Raw genomic sequence first — 17658 nt, 5'->3', positions numbered from 1 at the left:
TCAGGAGTGCATCATCAGAAGTCGTAACGGGCGGTGAATTTTACCGCCCGGCCATTTTCCGGATAGATGCTGCCCTGGCACGAGAAGGCTTGCGAGTAGTAATCGCGGCCGGCCAGGTTGGTGCCGGTCAGCGCGAACTCCCAGGCATTCACTCGGATCGCATAACGGGCATCCAGTGTGGTGTAGGACGGTATGCGCGCCGCGCAGGTATTGGAGAAATCACTGCCATAGCGCTGGCTGTCGACCCACCTTATGCCGGCGTCGGCACTCTGGTTGCCTGATTTCCAATTGACCCGGGTGGACAGCATGTTGCGTGGGACCAGCGCCAATTCCTTGCCCGCATTCACGCCTTCGGTGAACTTGGCTTCGACGTGCTGGTAAGTGGCGCTGACGGTAACAGCCTCGGTCACGCGCAACTTGCCTTCGAGTTCCACACCCTGATGCTTGGTCGGATCAAGATTGGAGTTGGCGCCGAAGCCGAAAGCACCACCGGTTGGATCGTAGTAGATTTCGTCGCGCACACGGTGGCGGAACCATTTGGCCGTCAGTTGGCGATCCGCCGAGCCCCAGGTCGCACCGATCTCCAGGTCATGCGATACCTGCGGCTTGAGGATCTGGCCGGTCGGCAAGCCATTGAAGCCGTTCTCATCGGCCGTCGCCAGGCGGTAGCTTTGCCCGGTCTTGGCGAACGCGCGCAACGAAGGCACCAATGCGTAGCTAGCCTGCAGGTCCCAGGCATTGACGCCGCTGTTCATCCCGTAGACGCTCGATACGCTGCTTTGCGTGAAGATCTCGCGGCGCACGCCAGCGGCGATGCGGGCGTTCTTGTCGAACTCGATCTCGTCGCGCAGGTAAAACGCCTTGGAGCGCTGGGCAGCATCGCTATTGCCATAAGAAGCGACAGTATTGAGGTTCCATTCGGCAAGGTCGATCCCGGCAATCAGCTCGTTCTTGATCCGCCCGGCTTCCAGCACGTGGCGAATGCGCGGCGAGAATTGCGTATTGCGCACATTGGTCTGTAGCGTGGTGGCCGAACTGACGTAATTGGCGCGCGCGATCTTTTCACGGTGCGACAGTTCAGCCGCGACGTCGAAAGCGCCGAAACGGCGTTCCAGGAAGGCCGTGATGCTGTCGTTGTCATACGAACCGTAGTCGAGCGGCGTTTTCGCCTGGCGCGGATTGGCGTTGAACTGTGCCAGCGAAAGCCCGCCAGCCAAACCGTAATCGGCGCGCGCGATATTGGCGCGCAAACCGAAGCGCCAGTCGCTGGCGAACCATTGCACCGTGGTGCTGAAATTTTCCTGGTTGGACTTGGTATTGTCGCGGTAATTATCGTTATGCGCCTTGGCGTAGCTGGCGTCGATCGACATGTTGTCCCAGCCGCGGGCGACAAAGGCGCGCCCAGCGCGCTGGCCGTCGGTGCCGACTTCGGCGACGACGGAACCGTGACCGGCATTGGCTTGCGGACGCTTGGTGATGATCTGGATGGTGCCGCCGGTAGCGCCGCTGCCGTACAGTACGCTACTGCCGCCGCGCACGATTTCGATACGTTCGATGGTCTCGATCGGGATCGAGGACAGCAGCGGCGTCGTCAATTCATTTTCGGAAATGCGCACGCCGTCCACCAGCACCACCATGTTCAGGTCGCCGTTGGTGCCGAAGCCGCGCAAGTCCAGCGGAAAGTCGTTGGGGCCGGCCGAGCTTTGGCGGCCATAGACGCCACCCAGCTTGCGGATCGCCTCATTGGCATTGTCGATCCCGGCCTCGCGGATCTGCTCGGCGGTGATGACAGTAGCAGCTATCGGCGGAAATGCCGGATCGTTCGGAAAACGCGAGGCCGACACTACCACCGGTGCCAATGTGCTGTCGGCAACGGCATTGCCGCTGGTCTGGGCATGCGCCGGGGTGTAGCCCCATGCGGCCAACGCGGACAAGGTGAACGAAACGGCGGCACGGATGGCGGCCGGCTTACCGGCCTTGCGGCGCGGATGGAATTGGTATTGCGTCATGAGGGATCTATCAATATGAATTCTCCGGCCTGCCTCCCCGCAAGCCGAATTCCACGGAAACCGTGACGAACCTGTCCACGATCGCCTCCTGTCTTGGCCGGTATCCGGGCTTCAGGCGGCACCATCGGCCTTCCCATGCTGCAGCTCGCGCTGTGAGCACAGTGGCTTGGAGATGGATGGCCGGCCCTGTGTTGCCTGATGCATGAGCATCCGGGGGCCGGCGCCTGATTACCGTTGCGGGGGCAGCACACGTTACATTTTCGACAATACGGATGCAGGCATCCGGCATGCGCCAATGTGTGTTTCCCGTTTAACTGCCGGCGCGGACGCGCCAGCGGGCACCAAAACCGCGCAATTGTAAGCGCGACAAACCCTGGGCAACAAGGTTATGCACGATCTATGATGAAAATCATGGCAAACGAAGGCCAAGGATTGCTTTTAGGAAAAAGCTCGTTAAAATCTGACGCGACGTCGCAAAAGAATGGAAAAATGTCGCTGACATGGCCGGGTCAAGGGGACCCGAAACGCCGGAGAAACGGGAACAAATGGGGGATTTCACTCGCTGTTTAGCCGATGGCATGGCTGGCACGCGTCCTATACTCAGCCATCTGGTAACGTGGGTCGGTCCGGCGACAGCCTGTACCGCCCGACGCTGCTGCCGAATCGCTGTCGTGGCCTGTGCGGCCTTCAGACTCCGATGGCTTGCGCCGATAAGCATTGAATACCCTGCCGGAAAACCGGGCCAGGCGGTTCAGGCATGAAGCGCAGCTTCAAAGGACGACCCGTTTGATCTGCCGGAGCGGGCAACATGGAAGTGCACCAAATTTGTAGGGAGAACCAGAAATCATGAGCGACGACGTTGATTTGGAAGCATTGTTCGACGAAATTTCCGCACAGGCGCTGCCGACCTCGGTTACCAGCGCGGCCCCTGCCGCTGCCGCAAGCAATGCGCAACCGGCCGTGGCGGAAGACCAGTCCGACAAGCCGATGTACGAACGTCTGGGCGGCATTGTCCGCCTGCTGCACGACTCCATGCGTGAGTTGGGCTACGACCGCTCGCTCACCGATGTGGCCGCCCAGATCGGCGATGCGCAAGGCCGCCTGGAGCACGTCGCCACCCTCACCGAGCAGGCCGCCAACAAGGTGCTCAATGCGCTGGACTCCGGCATGCCCGCGCAAGACCGCCTGCAGGAACATGCCAAGAACATCAACGAGCGCTGGGCCAGGCTGTATGCAGGCCAGATGAGCATCGACGAATTCAAGCAGTTGGCCGGCGACTCGCAGAAGTTCTCCACTGCGGTGCTGGAATCGACCGAAGCGGAAAAGGCCCGCATGCTGGAAATCATGATGGCCCAGGATTTCCAGGACATCACCGGCCAGTTGATCAAGAAGATCGTGGGCATCACCGCCGTCGCCGAACGCGAACTGGCGCAGTTGCTGCGCGACAACGCGCCGCCTGAAGTGCGTGCGCAGATCGAAGCGGAAAAACCGGTTTCCCTGCTCAATGGCCCCGCCGCTCCTGGCGCCGCCATGGTTCAAAATGACGTGGACGATTTACTCGATAGCCTGGGGTTCTAATGGATGACGAAATGCTCAAGGACTTTGTCGTTGAAGCGTTGGAGCTCGCCTCCAACGTGGAAGAGCATCTGCTGACGCTCGAACGGCATCCTGACGATCTGGAAATCCTCAACGCGGTTTTCCGCGCATTCCACACCATCAAAGGCGGCGCCGGGTTCGTGAACCTGCCCGCCATGGTGTCGGCCTGCCACCTCACGGAAAACCTGTTCGACGCGCTGCGCACCGGCAAGGCGCCGGTCACGCCGCTGGCGATCGAAGCCGCACTGCAAGCCAGCGGCTTTGTGGCCGACCAATTGAACGAGCTCTCCAACGGCGCCGCGCCCGACAGCCTGGCGTCGATGCCGTCGGACCTCGAAGGCATCCTGACCCAAGCCATCGAAGGCAAGGGCGAGGCGCCTGTCGCTGCTGCCGCGCCTGCCGCAGCGCCGGCTCTTGCTGCTGCCCCTGCCGGTAGTGCCGAGGCCAACGGCGCCAGCGTCATGAAAGACGGCCAGCTGGATTGGGAATCGATGTACCAGGCAGTGACCGGCACCGCTACCGGCGCGCCTGCAACCAGCGCACCGGCTGCAACCGCCGTCTCGGAAGTCCCGGCTGCTGCGCCTGTCGCAGAAGCCGGCGGCGAAGCCAAGCCTGCCGCGGCAGCCCCGGCTCAACAGCAGAACCGCCGCGCCTCGGACAACGCCAAGGAAGAAAGCATCCGTATCGATGCCGGCAAGCTGGATGCCCTGCTGGAAGTGGCTGGCGAATCGGTGCAGGCAGCCAACCAGGCCGCTGTGCTGCTGGAAAAACTGCAGCAATTCAAATTCGAAGGCACTGCCGGTGCGCTGATGTCGACTCTGGCCGAGACGCTGGGTCGTGCCTCGCGCTATTCCAGCGAACTGCAGCGCGCCACGCTGTCAACCCGCATGCAGCCGGTCGGCCGCCTGTTCCAGAAATTCCCCCGCCTGGTGCGCGAACTGGCCAAGGACCTCGGCAAGGATGTCGACCTGGTCATTACCGGCGCCGAAACCGAAGTGGACCGCGTGGTGGTGGACAGCCTCTACGACCCGCTGGTGCACATGCTGCGCAACTCGCTGGACCACGGTATCGAAGTCGACCGTGCCGCCGCCGGCAAGCCGAGCAAGTCGACCATCTCACTGCACGCCTGGCAAGCCGGCAGCAGCGTCATGATCGAAGTGTTCGACGACGGCAAGGGCATGGACCCCGATATGCTGCGCAACAAGGCGCTGGCCAAGGGCCTGATCACCGAGCATCAGGCGCTGACCACCGACGAGGCGCTGCAACTGGTGTTCCTGCCCGGCTTCTCGACCAAGGAAGTGGCTTCCAGCGTGTCCGGACGCGGCGTCGGCATGGACGTGGTCAAGACCGCCGTGGAAAAGCATCGCGGCACCATCCGCATCGACTCGACCATCGGCAAGGGCACCAAGTTCTCGATCCGCCTGCCGATCGAACTGTCGATCATCCCGACCATGCTGGTGCGCTGCGCCGGCGCGCCGCTGGCACTGCCGATGGCGGTGGTGGAGCGCGTGGTCGAACTGCCGGAAACCTTCGACGAAGTCGGCGGTGCACCGGTGCTGCGCGACCAGGGCCGCCCGCTGCCGGTGCATTCGCTGGCCGGCGTGCTGGGCTACGAACCGGGCAATGAACGCGTGGGCGTCGTCATGGCAGTGCCCCATCCCTACATCCTCGGTGTGGAATCGGTGGAAGGCACGGCCGACCTGGTGATCAAGCCGCTGACGGCCATCCATACCAACGGCATCACCGGCACGGCCCGCTCGGCCGAAGGCGAACTGGTGCTGGTGGTGGGCCTGTCCTTCCTGCTGGATGGCTGCAACGACACCGAGCGTTCGGCGGTGGCGCAAGTCTGACAGGCCAATACGCGTCTTCAGCACCAAACAAAACGGCCGGGTCTTCACAGACCCGGCCGTTTTTTATTGGATGGCTGCCGCTGGCGGTTCCTGTCACATCTCGTCGAACAGGTCGCCTTGGCGATAGACCTTCCTGGCTTGCCTGGGCGACTGCGGCCTGGCTTCCGCTGGAGGCGCAACATCTGCACGGGCCGGCGGAGCTGCCTGCACAACTGCCGCAGACGGTTGCTCTGTTCTTGCCTCCTGCCGCTTGCGCTTTTGCTTCGGCTTGCCGGGCGCTACCTTTTCATCGGCGCTTGAGGACGACTCAGGAACGCTGGCAACCGGCGCTTGCGGTGGGATCTGCACTTGCGGTTCGGCCTGTGCTGCCACTGCCAATTGCACGTCCGGTTCTTCGCTTTGCAGTACACCGGGCACTGAATCTGCAGCTTGCGGCGTAGGCACCTCTACTTCCGGCACAACTGCCGGAGCAGATGCAGATGCCGGTTCGACTGCGGGTGTTGGTGGTGTTGGCGCCGGCGTCGGCACAACGTTGTGGGGCTTGTGCGAGTAACGCTCCGACAGCGCTTCATACAGCGGCGGTGCGAAGAAGCGCGACACGCGGCTGGCCAGCAAAGCGGTGGCCATCAAGGAGATCACCAGCGCATGGCCGTTGATCATTTCCATCACGATCACGAAGGAAGTGATCGGCGACTGCGTCACCGCCGCCAGATAGCCGACCATGGCCAGCGCGATCAGCACCGGCAACGAGATGTCGCCAAACAGCATGTGCAGCAAATTGCCGAAACCGGCGCCAATGGACAACGATGGCGCGAAAATGCCGCCGGGGGTGCCCGGCAGGTAGGAACCCACCATCGACGCCATCTTGGCCAGCGGATAAATGCCCGACAACTCCTGCTGCCCGGTGAGCAAGCCCTTGGCTTCAACATAGCCGCTGCCAAAGGTAGCGCCGCCCGCGACCACGCCGATGACTGCCACCAACAGGCCGCACAGCGCGCCGAAAACGACCGGACGCTCCGTGCGCAGGCGCAACAGCGATGCCGGAATCCATTTCTGCGTATTGAGCAGCAGCCAGCAGAAGCAACCACCGGCCGCGCCCATCAGCAGACCGCACAGGATCACCGCCACGATCACCTCGCGCGCGCTGTCGACGCCCGCAGTGATGGTGCCGAAATAGGTGTAGTTGCCGGTCAGGCCCAGGGCCACCACGCCGGCAAAGATGATGGTGGTGATCACCACGCCGCTGGCGCGCTGCTCGAAACTGCGCGAGAGCTCCTCGATGGCGAACACGATACCGGCCAGCGGGGTATTGAAGGCGGCCGCCAACCCCGCGGCGGCGCCCGCCAGGATCAGGCGTTTCTCCAGGATGGCGCTCGGGCGCGGGTAAAAGCGGCGCATGTTGTACATCAGCGCCGCGCCCACCTGCACCGTCGGGCCTTCGCGACCGATAGTGAAACCGGAGAAAATGCCGAGGAAAGAAATGCCGATCTTGCCCACCACGATGCGCACGGTCAGCAGCTTGCGCGCCAGTTTGGAAGTGTGCTCGCCCTGCTCAGCCAGGGAAGCGATCACCTGCGGGATGCCGCTGCCTTCCGAGCCGGGAAAATACTTGCGCGTCAGCCAGACGCACAGCGCGCCCATGGCCGGCGTGAGCAACAGCGGCAACCAGTGGTGGCGGCTTTGCATGCCCTGGAACAGTTCGAAGCCGAAATCGATCAGGCGCGCATACATCACCGCCACCAGGCCGGTGACCACCGCCCCCGTCCACAGGATTCCATATTGCAGCCACAAACGGCGCAAATGGCGCTGCGGCCGTGATGCCGCTGCCCATACTTTCCTCATTGGTCAATTTCCCTCTTCTTGCCGCCGCCATGCCCACAGGCACGGCGACTTACAGCGCTGTATCAACTGATGGCCGCTAAGCCTTGATGCTGTGTTTATTTAGTGACGGCCCAACGCCGGGCCCCAGCGTCTTTCATTACACATGGATGGCCGCTGAACAGGCTCTTACAGCTCGTACATGGCCTTCTCGCCTTCCATTACCTGCGAGATCAGCTTGCGGTTCAGGGTGGGCGTGAGCAATTCGATGAACGTGTAGACATAGCCGCGCAGGTAAGCCCCCTGCTTCAGGGCCACGCGCGAGACGTTGGTGCCGAACAGATGGCCGACCGGGATCGAACGCAAGCCGCGGTCGCGTTCGGCATCGAAGGCGATGCCGGCGATGATGCCCACGCCCATACCCAGCTCGACATACGTCTTGATGACGTCGGCATCGATTGCCTCCAGCACCACATCGGGCTTGAGATCCCGCAGCGAAAAAGCGTGATCGATCTTGCTGCGGCCGCTGAAGGCCGAATCGTAAGTAATCAGCGGATAGGCCGCGATCTCTTCCAGCGTCAGGTTCTTGGATTGCAGCAGCGGATGCTCTGGCGGTACCACCACCACGTGCTCCCACTGGTAGCACGGCAACGAAACCAGCCCTTCACCCGAAGCCAGCGCTTCGGTGGCGATGGCGATGTCGGCCTGGTCGTTGCGGACCATCTCGGTGATCTGCTTGGGATTTCCCTGTAGCAACGACAGGCGCACCTTCGGGTATTTCTGGGTAAAGGCCTGCACCACCTTGGGTAGCGTATAGCGCGCCTGGGTGTGGGTAGTGGCGATGGTGAAACTGCCGCTGTCGTGGGCGGCGAATTCCTTGCCGATGCGTTTCAAGCCATCGACTTCCTGCATAATCAGCTCCACCGAACGCAGCACGGCGCGGCCGGGCTCGGTCAGGCCGCGGATGCGCTTGCCGTGGCGGGTGAAGATATCCACGCCAAGTTCCTCTTCCAGCTCGATGATGGCCTTGGAGACGCCCGGCTGCGAGGTATACAAGGCCTTGGCCGCCTCGGTCAGATTGAAATTCTGGCGTACCGCTTCGCGCACGAAACGGAATTGATGAAGATTCATGAAATGCCCTCGCTGACTACCTGGCGGCCATCACCGCTTATTTGCCGGGCGACGCGCGCTCATGCGCTCAGCCGCCTCATTTGCATATGCCAAAGGCGTATATAAGCAAATAAATACTATGTAGTTTGGTTTGAAACATAAGTTTATTACGATTCGCAGACTAATGGGCGAGGTGTTATGACTGTTTCTTATGTAGTGAGCGGATTTGCTGTGGGACTGCTGGTCGGGCTGACCGGCGTCGGCGGCGGCTCGCTCATGACCCCGCTCCTGACCTTGCTGTTTGGCATCCATCCCAGTGTCGCAGTCGGCACTGACCTGGCCTTTGCCTCGGCCACCAAGACCGCCGGCACCCTGGCCCACCGCTTCAAGGGCACGGTACGCTGGGACATCGTGCGCCGCCTGTCCTACGGCGCCCTGCCTGCCGCGCTGGCAACCACGCTGCTGCTGAAACATTTCGGCGCCGTCAGCGACGGCATCAGCCTGGTCATCCGTTATTCGATCGCCATCTCGGTATTCCTCACCGTGATCGCCCTGCTGTTCAAGGGTAAACTGCAAGGGTGGCTCAATGCCCATCCGGAGCGCCAGTTGCAAGGCGCCGACTTGTGCAATGCGACCATCATCGCCGGCGCCGTACTCGGTACGCTGGTGACGATCTCCTCGATCGGCGCCGGTGCCGTCGGCGCGACCCTGCTGGTCTTGCTCTACCCCCGCCTGTCGCCGGCGGAAATCGCGGGCACCGACATCGCCTACGCGGTGCCGCTGACCGCGATCGCTGCCCTGGGCCACTGGTGGTTGGGTTCGATCAACTGGGAATTGTTGGCAACACTGCTCTTGGGCTCGCTCCCGGGCATCACACTCGGTTCGCTCGCGGCGCGCGCGGTGCCGGAGAAATTCTTGCGTGGCCTGCTGGCGATTACGCTGACGAGCGTCGCCGTGAAGCTGATTTGGTAGGCTGGTTTTTCAATGCGGGGCGGCGCCGGACGTGAAGGCGCAGCCTCAATAAGACGTTAACAGGGACTTATACAAGATGTACCGCTATGACCAATACGATCACCAGATCGTCAAAGAGCGAGTTGCACAATATCGAGACCAGGTGCGCCGGCGCCTGTCGGACGAGCTGGTAGAAGACGAGTTCCGTATCCTGCGCCTGCAGAACGGCCTCTACCTGCAACGCCATGCCTACATGCTGCGCATTGCCATTCCCTACGGCATGCTGGCCTCCAAGCAGTTGCGCAAGTTCGCCGAGATCGCCGTCAAGAACGACCGCGGCTACGGCCACTTCACCACCCGCCAGAACATCCAGTTCAACTGGATCAAGCTGGAAGAGTCCCCCGACATCCTGGCCGAACTGGCCAGCGTCGAGATGCATGCCATCCAGACTTCCGGCAACTGCATCCGCAACACCACTTCCGACGAGCTGGCCGGCGTGGCCGCCGACGAAATCGTCGATCCGCGCCCGTACGCTGAACTGATCCGCGAGTGGAGCACCTTCCACCCCGAGTTCGCCTACCTGCCGCGCAAGTTCAAGATCGCCATCAGCGGCGCCAAGGAAGACCGCGCCGCCACCGCCGTGCACGACATCGGCCTGCACGTGGTCAAGAACGAGGCCGGCGAAGTGGGCTTCCGCGTGCTGGTGGGCGGCGGCATGGGCCGCACGCCTATCCTCGGCAGCGTGATCCGCGAGTTCCTGCCCTGGCACCACGCGATGTCCTACCTGGAAGCGATCCTGCGCGTGTACAACCAGTACGGCCGCCGCGACAACATCTACAAGGCGCGCATCAAGATCCTGGTCAAGGCCATCGGCCCTGAAGAGTTCGCGCGCCAGGTGGAAGCGGAATGGGCCGAAATCAAGGACGGCCCGTCGACCCTGACCGAGGAAGAACTGCAGCGCGTGGCGCAATACTTCGTGCCGCCCGCCTACGAAACCCTGCCGGCAGTGGACGCCGAATTCGAACGCCTAAAAGCGGAAGACCGCGGCTTCGCCAACTGGCTGCTGCGCAACGTCAAGGCGCACAAGGTCCCCGGCTACGCCGCCGTGATCCTGTCGCTGAAGAAGCCGGGCGTGCCGCCGGGCGACATCACCGCCGACCAGATGAATTTCGCGGCCGACCTGGCCGACCAGTACAGCTTCGGCGAACTGCGCGTGACGCACGAGCAAAACCTGGTGCTGGCCGACGTCAAGCAGTCCGAGCTGTACACGCTGTGGAAACTGGCCAAGTCGCACGGCCTGGCCACGCCCAACATCGGCCTGCTGACCGACATCATCTGCTGCCCCGGCGGCGACTTCTGCTCGCTGGCCAACGCCAAGTCGATCCCGATCGCCCAGGCGATTGCCGAGAAGTTCGAAGACATCGACTACCAGCACGACATCGGCGACATCGAACTGAACATCTCGGGCTGCATCAACGCCTGCGGCCACCACCACGTCGGCAACATCGGCATCCTGGGCGTCGACAAGGACGGCTCCGAGTGGTACCAGGTCTCGCTGGGCGGCGCACAGGGCAACACCTCGTCGATCGGCAAAATCATCGGCCCTTCGTTCTCGGCGCAGCAGATGCCCACCGTGATCGATCGGCTGCTGCAGGTGTACGTGAAGCAGCGCACCGAAGATGAACTCTTCATCGATACCGTGCGCCGCATCGGCGTCGCCCCATTCAAGGAATTCGTTTACGCAACGCCGATCGCAACGTCGGCCGACTATCTCGCAGGAGAAGACGCCAATGCCTGACATCATCAAGAACAAGACCGTCGTCGCCGACGACTGGAACATCCTGCGCCTGGCTGAAGGTGAAGCTGCGGAAACCGTGACCGTCCCGGAAGGGAAAGTCATCGTCCCGCTCAAGACCTGGCAGGCGCAGCGCGACACGCTCAAGAACCGCCCCGACATCGGTGTCTGGTTCGCCAGCGACGAACGCGCCGAAGAGCTCAAGGGCGAACTGGCCCAGTTCAAGGTGGTGGCGGTGGACTTCCCCAAGTTTGCCGACGGCCGCGGCTACTCGATCGCCTACAACCTGCGTGCGCGCCTGGGCTATACCGGCGAGCTGCGCGCGGTCGGCGACGTGCTGCGCGACCAGTTGTTCTACATGCAGCGCGTGGGCTTCGATGCCTTCGCCGTGCGTGCCGACAAGAACATCCACGACGCCGTCAAGGGCCTGACCGACTTCTCCGAGAAGTACCAGACCTCGTGGGACGAGAAGAACCCGCTGTTTCGCCGCGTCAAACGCGAAGCGGTGCAAACCGCGGACTGAAGCAAACCGCCGGTGACACCAGTCACCGGCAGCATTGAAGAAAAAGGCAACATCATGTCGAACCAGGCTTTGCAGGATCTCATCGCAAAAACCCAAGCGACGCTGGACACCATCGCCGCGCAATATGCCCCGGCCGTATTCGCCTCCAGCCTCGCGGCCGAAGACATGGTGCTGACCGACCTGATCCTGCGCGGCAAGCTGCAGGACAAGATCGGCATCTTCACGCTGGAAACCGGCCGCCTGCACAAGGAAACCCTGGGCATGCTGGACCGCATCCGCGAAACCTACGATTACGACGTCACGCCTTATCGCCCGCAACCTGAAGCGATCGAAGCCTACGTCAAGAACCACGGCCTGAACGCCTTCTACGACAGCGTCGAGCTGCGCAAGGAATGCTGCCGCATCCGCAAGATGGAACCGCTGAACCGCGCCCTGGCCGGCAAGGCTTCCTGGATCACCGGCCAGCGCCGCGCGCAGTCGGTCACCCGTGCCGAACTGCACGTGCAGGAGCGCGATGAATCACATGGGGCGCACGGCATGGAGAAATTCAACCCGCTGGCCGACTGGTCCGAGCAGGACGTGTGGGACTACATCCGTGCCAACGACGTGCCCTACAACCCGCTGCACGACCAGGGCTACCCGTCGATCGGCTGCGAACCCTGTACTCGTGCCATCCAGCCCGGCGAAGACATCCGCGCCGGCCGCTGGTGGTGGGAAAATCCGGATTCCAAGGAATGCGGCCTGCACGTGGTGGACGGCAAGCTGGTGCGCATCAAGGCGCACGCGCCGGCATGAGCTCCTGAATCCGGCAACACAATCAAACAACGCAACAACAAGCAAGCATCGGAAGGCCCGGCATGAACACTGCGGTAGACAAACTCTTTTTGGACAACGCCAGCAACCGCCACCTGGACTGGCTGGAATCGGAAGCGATCCACATCATGCGCGAGGTCGCGGCCGAGTGCAGCAACCCTGCCCTGCTGTTCTCCGGCGGCAAGGATTCGGTAGTGCTGCTGCGCATCGCCGAAAAGGCCTTCCGCCCCGGCAAGTTCCCGTTCCCGCTGGTGCACATCGATACCGGCCACAATTTCCAGGAAGTGATCGAATTCCGCGACCGCCGTGCTGCCGAACTGGGCGAGCGCCTGGTGGTGCGTTCGGTGGAAGACTCGATCAGGCGCGGCACCGTGCGCCTGCGCAACCCGCAAACCGATTCGCGCAACGCCGCGCAAGCGGTGACGCTGCTGGAAACCATCGAGGAATTCAAGTTCGACGCCTGTATCGGCGGCGCGCGGCGCGACGAGGAAAAGGCGCGCGCCAAGGAACGCATCTTCTCCTTCCGCGACGAATTCGGCCAATGGAACCCCAAGGCCCAGCGCCCCGAACTGTGGGACCTGTATAACACCCGCGTGCATCCGGGCGAGAACATGCGCGTGTTCCCGATCTCCAACTGGACCGAGCTGGACGTATGGCAATACATCGCCCGCGAGAAGCTGGCGCTGCCGCCGATCTACTTCGCGCACGAACGCGAAGTGATCCCGCGCAACGGCCTGCTGGTACCGCTGACCGACCTGACGCCGGCGCGCGAAGGCGAGACCGTGGAAAAACAGGTCGTGCGCTTCCGCACCGTGGGCGACATCTCCTGCACCTGCCCGGTGGCGTCCGATGCCGCAACGGTTGCAGCCATCATCGCCGAAACAGCGGTGACCCAGATTACCGAGCGCGGCGCCACCCGCATGGACGACCAGACGTCCGAAGCCTCGATGGAAAAACGCAAGAAGGAAGGATATTTCTGATGAACGCCGCAGTGACACAAGAACAATTGAACAATGCCTCTGCCGTGCAGCCGCATGAGCGCGGCCTGCTGCGTTTCATCACCGCCGGTTCCGTGGACGACGGCAAGAGCACGCTGATCGGCCGCCTGCTGTTCGACAGCAAGGGCATCTTCGCCGACCAGCTGGATGCCATCTCGCGCGCCAAGCACAAGCGCACCGTGGGCGACACGGTCGACCTATCGCTGCTGACCGACGGCCTGGAAGCCGAGCGCGAGCAAGGCATCACCATCGACGTTGCCTACCGCTACTTCGCCACGCCCAAGCGCAAGTTCATCATCGCCGACACCCCGGGCCACGAGCAGTACACCCGCAACATGGTGACCGGCGCCTCGACCGCCGATGCCGTGATCATCCTGGTGGACGTTTCCAAGGTAAAGCTGGGCGACGACGGCAGCGTGGAACTGCTGACCCAGACCAAGCGCCACTCGACCATCGCCCACCTGCTGCAGATCGAGCACGTGATCGTGGCGATCAACAAGATGGACCTGGTCGACTATGACGAAACCGTCTACAACCGCATCGTCGGCGCTTACCAGCAGTTCGCGCAGCAACTGGGCCTGAAAGACGTGCACGCCATCCCGCTGTCGGCGCTGGTGGGCGACAACGTCGTGGCCGAGAGCGCGAAGATGCCGTGGTACAAGGGCCCGACGCTGATCGAGCTGCTTGAGTCGCTGTCGGTGTACGAAGATGCGCACGCAGAACCATTCCGCTTCCCGGTGCAACTGGTGGCGCGCCACAACGGCCATGAGGCCAATGACTTCCGCGGCTACATGGGCCGCATCGAAGCCGGCCGAGTCAGCCGCGGCGACAAGCTGGTGGTGCTGCCCGGCGGCCAGAGCGCCACCGTGAAGGAAATCCAGACACTGGACGGCTCGCTGGAAACCGCTTCGGCCGGCCAGTCGGTCACCATCCTGCTGGACGAATACCTGGACATCTCGCGCGGCGACCTGCTGGCTGCGGCCGACCAGGCACCAGTCGCGCTGAAGTCGGTCACCGCCGACGTCTGCTGGCTGTCCGAAGACCCGCTGGACCTGCGCCGCAAGTACTGGCTCAAGCACACCACCAAGCAGGTGGCGGCACGCGTGTCCAAGGTCGATACCTTGCTGGACATCAACACCCAGGAACGCCGCCCGGCCGACACCTTGAAGCTCAACGACATCGCCCGCGTGACGGTGAACGTACAGCAACCCATCGCCGCCGACAGCTACGAAGCCATCCGCGCCACCGGCGCCTTCATCCTGATCGACGAAGTGACGCACCAGACAGTTGCCGCTGGTATGATTCGAATCGACTGATTTCTCATCGATTCAAATTCATTACCAGGCCATGGCCACCGATCCGGCAGCATCTTCACACTCCTCCGACGCCCCTCCCCCCAGCCCGAAACATCCGGGTCGGGTGTGGCTGATCGGTTCCGGCCCCGGCGCCGCCGACCTGCTGACTGTGCGCGGTGCACGCCTGCTGGCGCAAGCCGACGTCGTGCTGCACGACGCGCTGGTGACGGAAGACATCCTTGAGCTATGCCCGCAGGCCGTGAAGATTTCGGTCGGCAAACGCAGTGGCCAGCGCTCCACCGCGCAGGTGGAGATCAACGCAAAGCTGGTGGCTGCGGCGCAGCAGTACCGCCGCGTGGTGCGCCTCAAAGGCGGCGACCCCATGCTGTTCGGCCGCGCCGACGAGGAAATGCGCGCGCTGGAAGCGCACGGCATCCCCTACGAAGTCGTCCCCGGCATCACCGCCGCCCTGGCGGCCGCGGCTTCTGCCAAACGCCCGCTGACCCGGCGCGGCATCGCCCGCAGCGTGTCACTGTTCACCTCCAGCACCGCTCCCGACCAGCCCAACGAAGTGATCATGCCCAACGGCGACACGCTGGTGCAGTACATGGGCGGACGCGAAGCCACCGCCACCGCGCGCCGGCTGCTCGAGCTGGGCTATGCACCAAGCACTCCGGTGGTGGTGGTGGAAAATTGCAGCCGTCCGGATGAACATATCTACAACCTGCAGTTGGCAGGCCTGGAAGCCGGGCTGCAAGTCTGCAGCGGGCCGGTGCTGGTGATGATAGGGCCGGCACTGGCTGATCGCGATTGATGCGGCTTCACTTTGGGCAGCAATTGCCCTCGCCAAAAACGCCACAGCCATCGTCCTGACGAAAGTCAGGACCCAGCGGCTTTCGTAGCTCTCCCACCTATAGAAACTGTCGCACTTGCCCGGCTGCCAGCAATGATTGCTATCATCGCGGCTTCACCGTTATGAGGTCCAGCCATGCACCTGCTGCACGACACCAACGCCCCCGCCGCCGATCCCATCGATTTCGATGCTTTCCTCAAGGTCGACATCCGCATCGGCACCATTATCTCGGCTGAAGCATTTCCCGAAGCGCGCAAGCCTGCCTACAAACTGAAGATCGATTTCGGCTCCGGCATCGGCGTGCGCCAGAGCAGCGCGCAGATCACGGCACATTACCGGCTTGAGCAGTTGGTGGGTCGCCAGGTGGCGGCAGTGGTGAACTTCCCGCCGCGCCAGATCGGCAAGTTCATGTCGGAAGTGTTGACGCTGGGCTTTCCGGATGCCGCAGGCGAGGTGGTGCTGTTCAATCCCGACCAGGCCGTACCCAATGGAGCCCGGCTGTTCTAAGCGGGCGGGGAACCCGCTTTGACGCAATAAGCGGCAATCGCCTGCAGCACGGCGTCATCTTCGCCGGCGGCGGCGACCGCGTCGATATGCACGGCCGGATGGGCTTGCCGCAGTTGCTCTATCAGTTGCGGCAAATCGCGCCGCACGTGCCCGCCCTGCCCAAGGAAAACCGGAACGATCGTCATCCGGTTTACGCCCTTGGCCACTTCTTGCGCCGCCAGCGCAGGCAAGTCAGGCTGCATCAGTTCAAGAAAAGCCAATTGCACGCTGGCCTCCGGCAAGGCCGCTTGCGTCAGCGCCCGAAGGCGTTCGAACGGCGCCGCCCAGGCAGGATCGCGCGCGCCGTGCGCGAACAGGATCAGGCTGTGGGCAATGGAGGCAGGCATGGGCGGCTTGGGCGTATCGCCTAGTTGCGTTCAACCCACCACAACGCGCCGACGGCCAGCGCCATGAACAGCAGGCTGGGCAGTGCCGCCGTCACAAAGGCCGGCCAGGTATTGAGCAGGCCAAGGTGCGAAAACAGGCTGTTGATGAGCTGGAAGCACACACCGATCATGATCCCGGTGAAAATCTTCAGGCTCACGCCGCCGGCACGGAAATGCAGGTAGGCGAACGGCAGCGCCAGCGCCATCATCACGAAGATGGACAAGGGATAGACGATCTTCTTCCAGAACGCGATCTCGTAACGGTCGGTACGCTGGTTATTGGCTTCCAGGTGCTTGGTGTAAGCGAGCAGGTCGTAGGCCGACATGCGGTCCGGATCGGCGAACAGCACCGACAGGATTTCCGGCGTCACTTCCGACACCAGTTGCATGCTGTCCAGCTTGATGGTCTTGATCGGTTCGGTGATCTTGCGGTCCTTGTTACCGTCGGCGAAGTCCGATTGCACCACGCCGGAGAGTTTCCAGACATGGTTTCCCTCATAGTCGCCTGACGTTGCCGTGATCATGCGCGCCATGTGGAAATCCGTGTCCAGCTCGTAAAGCTTGACGCCTTCGATGCGGCCGTCCGGCTGGATGGCCTGGATGTTGATGAAGCGGCTACCGGTGACGTTGCCTTCCAGGCCGTTGTCCTTGATCACATCCTTGGCCCACATGCCCGAACGAAACTGCGACGACAGCGAGGCGCCCTGGGCCTGCAGCTTGAGCTTCTCGGCCCATTCCGAGGCCTTGGGGGCGACGATTTCGCCGAACACGATCGTCAGCACCGCGAAGCCGATGCCGATGCGCGCCAGCACGCGCGCAGCCATGCCGGTGGACATGCTGGACACGCGCATGATGGTGAACTCGGAGCGCGCCGCCAATTGCGACAGCGTGTAGATGGTACCGATCAGCACCGCCGTGGGCATCAGTTCATAGACGTTGCCCGGCAGCCCCATCACCACATACAGCACCGCCTGCTGCAGTTGGTAGCCGTTGCGGCCGACCTGGTCCAGCTGGCCCATCATCTCGAAGAAGGCGAACAGCGCCAGGAAGGCCGCCAGTGCGAACAGCACCGAGCGGGTGATCTCGGTTCTGAAATAACGTTGGATGACTCTCAT

General features: G+C 62.7%; 15 protein-coding genes and 1 riboswitch. Of the genes, 10 read left to right on the top strand and 5 right to left on the bottom strand.

The window, feature by feature from the left end; translation table 11 throughout:
- Positions 1-14 precede the first annotated feature (14 nt).
- Entirely contained in the window at positions 15-2009 is a 1995-nt protein-coding gene (locus AKL28_RS00750; RefSeq protein WP_050466138.1) for a TonB-dependent receptor, read from the bottom strand.
- Between the two features lie 78 nt (positions 2010-2087).
- A riboswitch (cobalamin riboswitch) is annotated at positions 2088-2370 on the bottom strand.
- Between the two features lie 485 nt (positions 2371-2855).
- Between AKL28_RS00750 and AKL28_RS00745 the strand changes: the two genes are divergently transcribed.
- Together AKL28_RS00745 and AKL28_RS00740 are read left to right on the top strand one after the other, a co-directional pair.
- The gene (locus tag AKL28_RS00745; protein ID WP_050466137.1) at positions 2856-3587 is read left to right on the top strand and encodes a protein phosphatase CheZ; all 732 of its coding nucleotides are present in this window, start codon (positions 2856-2858) and stop codon (positions 3585-3587) included.
- Positions 3587-5455, top strand: coding sequence for a chemotaxis protein CheA (locus AKL28_RS00740; RefSeq protein ID WP_050466136.1), 1869 nt, complete (start codon positions 3587-3589; stop codon positions 5453-5455). Before AKL28_RS00745 ends, AKL28_RS00740 begins: the two co-directional genes overlap by 1 nt.
- A gap of 93 nt (positions 5456-5548) precedes the next feature.
- On the opposite strand, the gene AKL28_RS00735 is transcribed toward AKL28_RS00740, so the two are convergent.
- Together AKL28_RS00735 and AKL28_RS00730 are read right to left on the bottom strand one after the other, a co-directional pair.
- Positions 5549-7297 carry a chloride channel protein gene (locus AKL28_RS00735; protein ID WP_231602291.1) on the bottom strand — a complete coding sequence of 583 codons (1749 nt, stop codon included), beginning with the start codon at positions 7295-7297 and terminating at the stop codon, positions 5549-5551.
- A 165-nt stretch (positions 7298-7462) separates the two neighbouring features.
- A complete protein-coding gene (locus AKL28_RS00730) occupies positions 7463-8404 on the bottom strand; it encodes a CysB family HTH-type transcriptional regulator (protein WP_050466135.1) in 942 nt (313 codons plus the stop codon).
- Between the two features lie 177 nt (positions 8405-8581).
- On the opposite strand from AKL28_RS00730, the gene AKL28_RS00725 reads away from it, so the two are divergent.
- The 8 genes from AKL28_RS00725 (at position 8582) to AKL28_RS00690 (ending at position 16118) form a co-directional block, all read left to right on the top strand.
- On the top strand, positions 8582-9355 hold the full coding sequence (locus tag AKL28_RS00725) for a sulfite exporter TauE/SafE family protein (protein ID WP_050466134.1): 774 nt from the start codon (positions 8582-8584) through the stop codon (positions 9353-9355).
- 76 nt (positions 9356-9431) lie between these two features.
- Positions 9432-11132, top strand: a complete 1701-nt coding sequence (locus AKL28_RS00720; protein WP_050466133.1) for a nitrite/sulfite reductase — start codon at positions 9432-9434, stop codon at positions 11130-11132.
- Positions 11125-11652 carry a DUF934 domain-containing protein gene (locus tag AKL28_RS00715; protein WP_050466132.1) on the top strand — a complete coding sequence of 176 codons (528 nt, stop codon included), beginning with the start codon at positions 11125-11127 and terminating at the stop codon, positions 11650-11652. The genes AKL28_RS00720 and AKL28_RS00715 overlap by 8 nt, the downstream gene beginning before the upstream one ends.
- 54 nt (positions 11653-11706) lie before the next feature.
- A complete protein-coding gene (locus tag AKL28_RS00710) occupies positions 11707-12447 on the top strand; it encodes a phosphoadenylyl-sulfate reductase (protein WP_050466293.1) in 741 nt (246 codons plus the stop codon).
- Positions 12448-12509: 62 nt separating this feature from the next.
- Positions 12510-13445 carry a sulfate adenylyltransferase subunit CysD gene (cysD, locus tag AKL28_RS00705; protein WP_050466131.1) on the top strand — a complete coding sequence of 312 codons (936 nt, stop codon included), beginning with the start codon at positions 12510-12512 and terminating at the stop codon, positions 13443-13445.
- On the top strand, positions 13445-14779 hold the full coding sequence (locus AKL28_RS00700) for a sulfate adenylyltransferase subunit 1 (RefSeq protein WP_050466130.1): 1335 nt from the start codon (positions 13445-13447) through the stop codon (positions 14777-14779). The genes cysD and AKL28_RS00700 overlap by 1 nt, the downstream gene beginning before the upstream one ends.
- Positions 14780-14810: 31 nt before the next feature.
- Entirely contained in the window at positions 14811-15572 is a 762-nt protein-coding gene (gene cobA, locus AKL28_RS00695; RefSeq protein WP_050466129.1) for a uroporphyrinogen-III C-methyltransferase, read from the top strand.
- Between the two features lie 174 nt (positions 15573-15746).
- The gene (locus tag AKL28_RS00690) at positions 15747-16118 is read left to right on the top strand and encodes a tRNA-binding protein (protein WP_050466128.1); all 372 of its coding nucleotides are present in this window, start codon (positions 15747-15749) and stop codon (positions 16116-16118) included.
- Here the strand turns inward: AKL28_RS00690 and AKL28_RS00685 are convergent.
- Positions 16115-16504 carry a sirohydrochlorin chelatase gene (locus tag AKL28_RS00685; RefSeq protein WP_050466127.1) on the bottom strand — a complete coding sequence of 130 codons (390 nt, stop codon included), beginning with the start codon at positions 16502-16504 and terminating at the stop codon, positions 16115-16117. The genes AKL28_RS00690 and AKL28_RS00685 overlap by 4 nt on opposite strands.
- Positions 16505-16524: 20 nt before the next feature.
- Positions 16525-17658, bottom strand: a complete 1134-nt coding sequence (lptG, locus tag AKL28_RS00680; protein WP_050466126.1) for an LPS export ABC transporter permease LptG — start codon at positions 17656-17658, stop codon at positions 16525-16527.

Source organism: Herbaspirillum chlorophenolicum (assembly GCF_001189955.1).
GTDB lineage: Bacteria > Pseudomonadota > Gammaproteobacteria > Burkholderiales > Burkholderiaceae_D > Herbaspirillum > Herbaspirillum chlorophenolicum.
Note: the sequence above shows the minus strand (reverse complement) of the source record. Positions and strands in the feature narration are given on the sequence as shown.